The 6,775-nt window shown below is 69.1% G+C and carries 5 protein-coding genes and 1 pseudogene; 4 read left to right on the forward strand and 2 right to left on the reverse strand.

Annotated elements, in window-relative coordinates; translation table 11 throughout:
- Positions 1–17: 17 nt before the first annotated feature.
- The 3 genes from ACZ49J_RS39495 to ACZ49J_RS39505 all read left to right on the forward strand — a co-directional run bounded on the left by ACZ49J_RS39495 (position 18) and on the right by ACZ49J_RS39505 (position 1,878).
- Entirely contained in the window at positions 18–590 is a 573-nt protein-coding gene (locus tag ACZ49J_RS39495) for a hypothetical protein (RefSeq protein WP_467450777.1), read from the forward strand.
- 162 nt (positions 591–752) lie between these two features.
- Positions 753–1,004, forward strand: coding sequence for a hypothetical protein (locus ACZ49J_RS39500; protein WP_467450778.1), 252 nt, complete (start codon positions 753–755; stop codon positions 1,002–1,004).
- On the forward strand, positions 961–1,878 hold the full coding sequence (locus tag ACZ49J_RS39505; protein ID WP_467450779.1) for a serine/threonine-protein kinase: 918 nt from the start codon (positions 961–963) through the stop codon (positions 1,876–1,878). The genes ACZ49J_RS39500 and ACZ49J_RS39505 overlap by 44 nt, the downstream gene beginning before the upstream one ends.
- A 715-nt stretch (positions 1,879–2,593) precedes the next feature.
- Here the strand turns inward: ACZ49J_RS39505 and ACZ49J_RS39510 are convergent.
- Positions 2,594–3,423, reverse strand: a pseudogene (locus tag ACZ49J_RS39510) (FAD-dependent oxidoreductase).
- 444 nt (positions 3,424–3,867) lie between these two features.
- Positions 3,868–4,683: an alpha/beta fold hydrolase gene (locus ACZ49J_RS39515; RefSeq protein WP_467450780.1), complete on the reverse strand. Its 816-nt coding sequence runs from the start codon at positions 4,681–4,683 to the stop codon at positions 3,868–3,870.
- Between the two features lie 482 nt (positions 4,684–5,165).
- Between ACZ49J_RS39515 and ACZ49J_RS39520 the strand changes: the two genes are divergently transcribed.
- Positions 5,166–6,662 (forward strand): vanadium-dependent haloperoxidase, encoded by a 1,497-nt coding sequence (locus ACZ49J_RS39520; protein WP_467450781.1) that lies wholly within the window; start codon positions 5,166–5,168, stop codon positions 6,660–6,662.
- Positions 6,663–6,775 lie beyond the last annotated feature (113 nt).

Below are 6,775 nucleotides of genomic sequence, written 5' to 3' on the forward strand. Positions count from 1 at the left end.
GTGACACGGTTAGGGTGGTGCGCCGTCGGTCCCTGCGGGTCTACGGGGTGCGGCGCGGAGCCGACCGCACGGTGCGGGAAGAGGGTATGGCGACTCATCTGGTGATCATCAGCGACCGTGAACCGCTGGCATGGGTGTTGAGGACCCAGCGGATGGCCTTTCCGGTCGGCCGGGCCGCGACCGGGCTGCCCGCCGAGGGCGACCAGGCCCTCCTCTACACGACGCGTGGCTGCTACCGGAATCCGACACGTGACCGCGGCCGAGTCATGGGACTGGCCCTCGTCACGTCGCCCGTCGAGACGCTCGCGGAACCGGTCGTCTTCGGCGAGCGACGGTTCACCTCGGGGTGTGCCCTGCGCGTCGAGGGGTTGGCGCCTGTGCGCGAGGGTGTGGTACTCGCCGACCTGGTCCCGCGGTTGGAGGTCTTCCCGGACGAGCGTTCCTGGAGCGTACGTATGCGGCGGGCTGCGCTCCCTCTTCCGCCGGCGGACGCGGAACTCCTGACCCGTGAACTCAGGCCGCTGCTCGGACCGCGACCGGAACACCTCGCCGACTACACGCGGGGGACCGAGTGGCATGACGGAACCTGACCGGAACCGGCCGATCATGACTGCCGCTTCCGTACACGATCGACACGCTGTGTGCGTGGTCGGCGGGACACAGCCGTCCGGGAACCGCACGGGCTCCCGAGCCGTTTCTCTGCCGCCGGCCGGATCTGATCCAAATACGAGAGGCGGGGGACGCGGAGCAGCATGCAGGCGTTGGACGTGGAGAGGGACCCGACTGTGCTGGGCCCGTTCCAGCTGCTCGCCGTGCTCGGTCAGGGAGGCATGGGCAGGACCTATCTGGCCCGGAGGCTGCGGCTGGCGGACCTCGCGCCGGAGCTGGAAGCGGCCTATCACCTGACGGACGTCGACCAACGCCAGGACGGCGGTCCTGTGCTCGCCGCCGTCAAAAAAGGTGATCAAGCCGGACAAGCTGACGGACGGCAGCGAACACTCTGAGCAGCAGGCACGTGCCCGCTTCGGGCAGGAGATAGAGACGATGCGGACCGTCGTCAGCTCGCGAGTGCCGTCCCTCCTCGCGTCGGACGCCGACGCGGCCCGGCCCTGGCTGGCCATGGACTACGTGCACGGCCCGACCCTCCACCAGCTCGTGCACGCCTGCGGCCATCTGGAGGTCGGTCCGTACGCGGCGCTCGGCCTCGCCCTCGTCGAGGCGCTGCGCGCCATCCACGAGGTGAAGCTGCCGCACCGGGACCTCAAGCCGGGCAACATCGCGATCGGCCCGGACGGTCCGGTGGTGCTCGACTTCGGCCTGGCGGTGCTGACCGAGCGCGACAGCGCCGAGGCACTGACGAAGACCGGTACGGGTTTCGGGACCCCGGCCTACATGTCCCTGGAACAGGCGACCGCCAAGCACGTCCAGGAGCCGACCGACATCTACTCCCTCGGCGCGGTGCTCTACTTCGCCGCGACGAGACGGACGGCCTTCCCTCACGGTCCGATTCCCGTCGAGCCCGGCTGGGAGCGGGTGCCCTCCATCCCGTCAGGGGTTGACGCCGTGCGCATCGGCACGCTGCACGGCTTCAAGGGGCTGGAGTTCCAACGGGTTTTTCTCGCCGGGGTGAGTGAGGGTCTCGTTCCGCATCAGCGAATCGAGACCTACCGGCACGACCAGACGGAGCGCTATCGGCAGGAGGAGCAGCGCGCCCGCTCGTTGCTCTTCGTGGCGGCCACGCGGGCCCGCGACGAATTGGTGATCACGTGGAGCGGGAAGGCCAGCCGTTTTCTCCCGGACCATGCCGTGAGGACCGCCGGTCACGCCACAGAACTGCTGGTAGACGACAGACCGCCGTCCGGATCCACAGCGGCATAGTCGGACAAGCGACTCGCACGGCCCAGCCGAATGCTCGTCGGAAGCCTCCGAACTCCTTGGCTCCGGTCTGAGCCTACTGGCGTATACGCCTCCAGACGGAGTCACAAAACAGAGCATTTCTGTATCCTGACATGGCGGGACATGCGCGGGACGACGAGCCTGATACGCCATCAGGCAACTCGCTGACCTGCAGGAAAATACAGGAAGCCCCCAGCCTCCGGAGCCGTGTGCGCAGGTTCGAATCCTGCCGGGGGCACTTCGCCTCAACCAGCACGATGATGTGGTTGACCGGCGCAGATGCCTAACGCAAAGAGCGGGACCCAGTCTCACTGGGTCCCGCTCTTTCTCGTTGTTGCGTGCTGAGCGCGCCTTGCGCAGCTAGGCCCTCGTTGGTCGAGCTGCGTCCCTGCGCGCGGCACCATGACGCGCATGGATCTTGAGGGGATGGGCGCGATCTCCGCGGCCGGAGTGGCACTGATCGGGGTAACCGCCGCGGTCCACTACGAGCGGCGGATGCGCCCTTTCTGCTGGACCGATGATAAGGATTCCGGGCGCATCACCGCCGGCAGGCCCGGCGCCGCGCCCGCTTCGAGGGCGGTCATGCCCGCGGATCACGTCAGAGGACGGTGGCCGTGAGCTGTCGAATGACCCCGGTTCTTGAAGGGGTTCGGCCCGGAGGGCAGTAAGGAGGACATCAGTTCGGGGCTTGAGTGGCTCATTGGTCCTTCTCGGTGACCATGTTGATCAGGCCGTGGGCTGTGTTGTCGTCGGAGTCGATCCCTTGGACCTCGGCACCTTCGAAAGCGGCGGCCTCGGTGCTGCGGGGGAACATGGCCTGCTCGTACTCGGTGAGCGCGGTCTCGATGTCGTCGGGGTGTGCGGCGAGGGCCTTGCCGAGTTCGGCGCCGTCGAGCATGGCCAGGTTGGCGCCTTCGCCGTTCGGGGCCGCGAGGTGGGCGGCGTCGCCGAGCAGGGTCACCCCCGGCACCCGGTCCCAGCGGTGCCCGGTCGGCAGAGCGTGGTGGGGGCGTAGGACCGGCGCGGTGTCGCTGTCGGTGATCAGAGCGGTGAGCTCCGGTGCCCAGCCCTCGAACTCTGCCGCGATCCGCACGGTCGCCGTGTCGGCATCGGTGAAGTCAACGGCGGCGAACCAGTCCTGCGGCTTGGACAGCGTCACGTAGGCGTGCAGGGTGTCGCCGCTTTCCCGGTGAGCGAAGAGGTCCGTCGCAGCTCGACGCGCATCACCTCGGGGCGTCCGCCCGTGCCGTCGTCGGCCTTGTCGAGCTGGACGGTCCCGTCCGGGTCGAGGACCCGCATCGCCTGGCGGCCCTCCAGGACGATGGCGTGGAACTCGTCCATCAGCCCGGCCGCCTTCAGGGCGAGCTGCCCGTTGTAGTCGTGGATGTCGAGCATCCCGCCCTGCGCGCGCTCCGACGGCGAGGACTCCGCCTCGTACACCGTGACCGGGATTCCATGGACGTGCAGAACGCGGGCCAGCGTGAGTCCGCCGAGTCCGGCGCCGATGATCGTGACAGGGGTGTGCATGGTGGCTCCTTCGGGATCGGGCCGCCCGGTGAGCTCCGGCCGGCCGTCTCCGGAAAGGTGCCAGCCACCGCCGACGAGCCACCGACAGCTGACCGACAGCCCCCGACAGTGCTCCGACATGGCACCGACACCGCAGCCAGATGGCTGACAGCGGGCCCTGGACAACCGCGCCGAGGCCGGACTGACCGTCACCCTCGCCGCCGCCGGCGAACGCGGCCTGCACGAGCACGGACTCGGGGCGATCACCGAGTACGGCATCGACCACCCCGCCGTCCGGCTCGTAGCCTTCCAGCCCGTCACTCACTCCGGCCGGCACGTCGAGTTCGACCCGCCCGCCTGGTTCCGGAAGGGCGACTCGACCGCACGGGCCGACGTCACCGATCCGTAAGCACCACACCCCAGCAGTGGTCGGATCGGATGTCACCACACATCCAACCGCCACGATCACCACGTGCCGATCACGGGCGGGACCGATCTGGTCAGGAATTCACGGATGGCGGGAGCGGTGACGCGGGCGAGGTCCACGGCAGTCTGGAGGTCGTCGCCGATCGGGATCGTGGCCAGTTGTCCGTTGGGGAGGGTGTCGGCGGCCGCTTCGGCAAGAGCGGTGGGGTGGCGTAGGTCGGTGCCCGGGAAGACGAGGGTCGGCACGGTGATCGTCGCGAGTTCGTCGACGCTCCGGAAGGAGCGGTCATGGCCGATAGCGGCTGCGGCCACGATGCTGGCGGGGTCCGATCGGGGGATGGCGTCGCGCACCATGGCACCGACAACGGGAGGGAAACCGGCGAGGATGGGCTCCCAACCCGCCTCGATGCCATCAGCCTCGACGCGGGCGGCGAACGCGTCGAGGAAGCGGGTCTCGGCCTTCTTGGCCTCGTCGTCCTCAATGTCCTCAACCCCGATGAGCACGGCCGCCCGGACGCGGTCGGGGTATGCGGCCGCCGTCCGAAGGGTGATCGTGGAGCCCAAGCCTGCGCCGGCGAGTACGGCACTGGAGAGACCGATGCGGTCCAGGAGCCGCGTTACGTCCTCGACATACTGGGCCCAGGTATAGCGGGCCGGGTCCTTGCAGATCGACCGGCCGTAGCCTCGCAGGTCGGGCAGTACGACCATGAAGCGATCGGCAAGCCGTTCGGCCAGGGGAAGCATGCTCTTGTGGTCAGGGCCGCCGGCATGCAGGAGGACCAGGGCCTGGCCCTCTCCAGTGATGGTGGCGTGCAGGGTGCAGTCGTCGGCCGCCTGGTAGCTGATCTCTTCCATGGGCCGAATTTAGAGTGGCCACACCAGCGTTCGGTACGCCTATATCCGCCGACAGATATCGCGATCCCGCCACTCTCGACGTCACTGCGCATCCAACTGCCCGCCGCCACCAACACGGCGAACCTATGCGGTCACAGCACTGGCCGGCCACATCCCCCTCACCATGCCGCGTGGCCTCACGGAACGCGCACGCGCCCCCAGCGCCCTTCCCGACGACCTGCCGACACGGGACGACAACGGCCTTCGGCTGATGCGCGGCTCGTGGCTCGCGGCTCGCGGCTCGTGGCTCGTGGCTCGTGGCTCGCGGCTCGTGGCTCGTGGCTCGTGGCCGCGGTGAGCACCGTCTGACGGGGAATCCCGTCTCCCATATGTGCAGATGTCACTGATTGCCGTTTCTGGTGCAACGATCCGGGGACGCCCGGTGTCTCATGGGATGAGTGCGATGCAACGCACAACTCATGGGGGAATACGGGGGTATTCGAGTGAGTGATCGTCGTTTTGCCGCGCGCGACGCGCGGATCCGGGCCGCCGAGGCGGAGTTCCAGCGCCACGTACCGGTCCACGCCGCCAACGGGGAGGAGACGGACCACCCGTTCGTCGCCAACTACTCCAAAGGGTTACCGCACAACAAGTTCGGCGAGGTCGACCCGGCCGCGTACCACCTGCTTCGCCGGGCGCTGGCCACGGGCAGTTACGAGGACTTCGAGCGGATTCCGCTCGCGGACACCCGCAAGCTGACCAACCCGCAGGCCGGGCTGGCCTTCGACCCGCAGGGCCCGGACGCCCAGGCGGTGTCCATGGCGCCCGCGCCGCGCATCGACAGCGCGCAGAACTCCGCCGAGGCGGTCGAGCTGTACTGGATGGCGCTGTGCCGCGATGTGCTGTTCACCCGCTTCACCGACAGCGAGCTGGTGGCCGAGGCGGCCGGTGAGCTGAGCGGGCTGGAGGACTTCCGGGCGCCGAAGCTGGACGGCCGGGTCACCCCGCAGACCATCTTCCGGGGGGACACCCGGGGCGATCTGGCCGGGCCGTACCTGTCGCAGTTCCTGCTCAAGGACATCCCGTACGGCACGCTGCTGATCGACCAGCGGCAGGACACGCTGGTGCGTCCGGTGGACCATCTGACCACCTGGGGCGACTGGCTGGAAGTGCAGAACGGCTCCGCACCCGAGCCGGACGAGCGGGACTTCGCCAGCCGGCGTTACATCCAGACGCCGCGCGACCTGGCGCACTATGTGCACTTCGACGCGCTGTACGAGGCGTACCTCAACGCGGCGCTCATCCTGCTGGGCACGAACGCGCCGGTGGACGCGGGCAATCCGTACAACTTCTCCCGCAACCAGATCGGCTTCGGGACGTACGGCGGTCCGCACATCCTCTCGCTCGTCACGGAGGTGGCCACCCGCGCGCTGAAGGCGGTGTGGTTCCAGAAGTGGTACGTGCACCGGCGGCTGCGGCCGGAGGAGTTCGGCGGCCGGGTCCATCAGCAGCTGCGCGGGCAGCGGGAGTACCCGATCCACTCCGGGGTGCTGGACTCCGTCGCCGTCAAGCGGGTCTTCGAGAAGCACGGCAGCTACCTGCTGCCGCAGGCCTTCCCGGAGGGGAGCCCCACCCATCCCTCGTACGGTTCCGGGCACGCCACGGTCGCCGGGGCGTGCGTGACCATCCTGAAGGCATGGTTCGACGAGTCGCACGTCCTGGCGGACCCGGTCGTGCCCACGACGGACGGCACGGCCCTGGAGCCGTACACCGGCCTGGACGCCGACCGGCTCACGGTCGGCGGCGAGCTCAACAAGGTCGCCGCCAACGTCGCCACCGGCCGCAACATGGCCGGCGTGCACTGGCGCACCGACTACACCCAGGCCGTCCGGCTGGGCGAGGAGATCGCCATCGGCCTCCTGCGCGAGGCCAAGGAGTCCACGTTGGAGGACGCGGTCTTCACCCTCAGCCGCTTCGACGGCACCACCCTCGCCATCTGACCGCTACGGACCGGCCGGCCCGGGGGGGGGGGGGGGGGGGGGGGGGAGGGGGGGGGGGGTGGGGGTTCCGGGGTGTGCGTTGAGCGACGATTACGGGGGGGGGGACGGTCGTG

Source organism: Streptomyces sp. NPDC030840, assembly GCF_055572015.1.

Excerpts from the sequence above, each read along its gene's own strand:
- ACZ49J_RS39500 (WP_467450778.1), top strand. The coding sequence starts at position 753 with ATGCAGGCGTTGGACGTGGAGAGGGACCCGACTGTGCTGGGCCCGTTC.
- ACZ49J_RS39515 (WP_467450780.1), bottom strand. The coding sequence starts at position 4,683 with ATGGAAGAGATCAGCTACCAGGCGGCCGACGACTGCACCCTGCACGCC.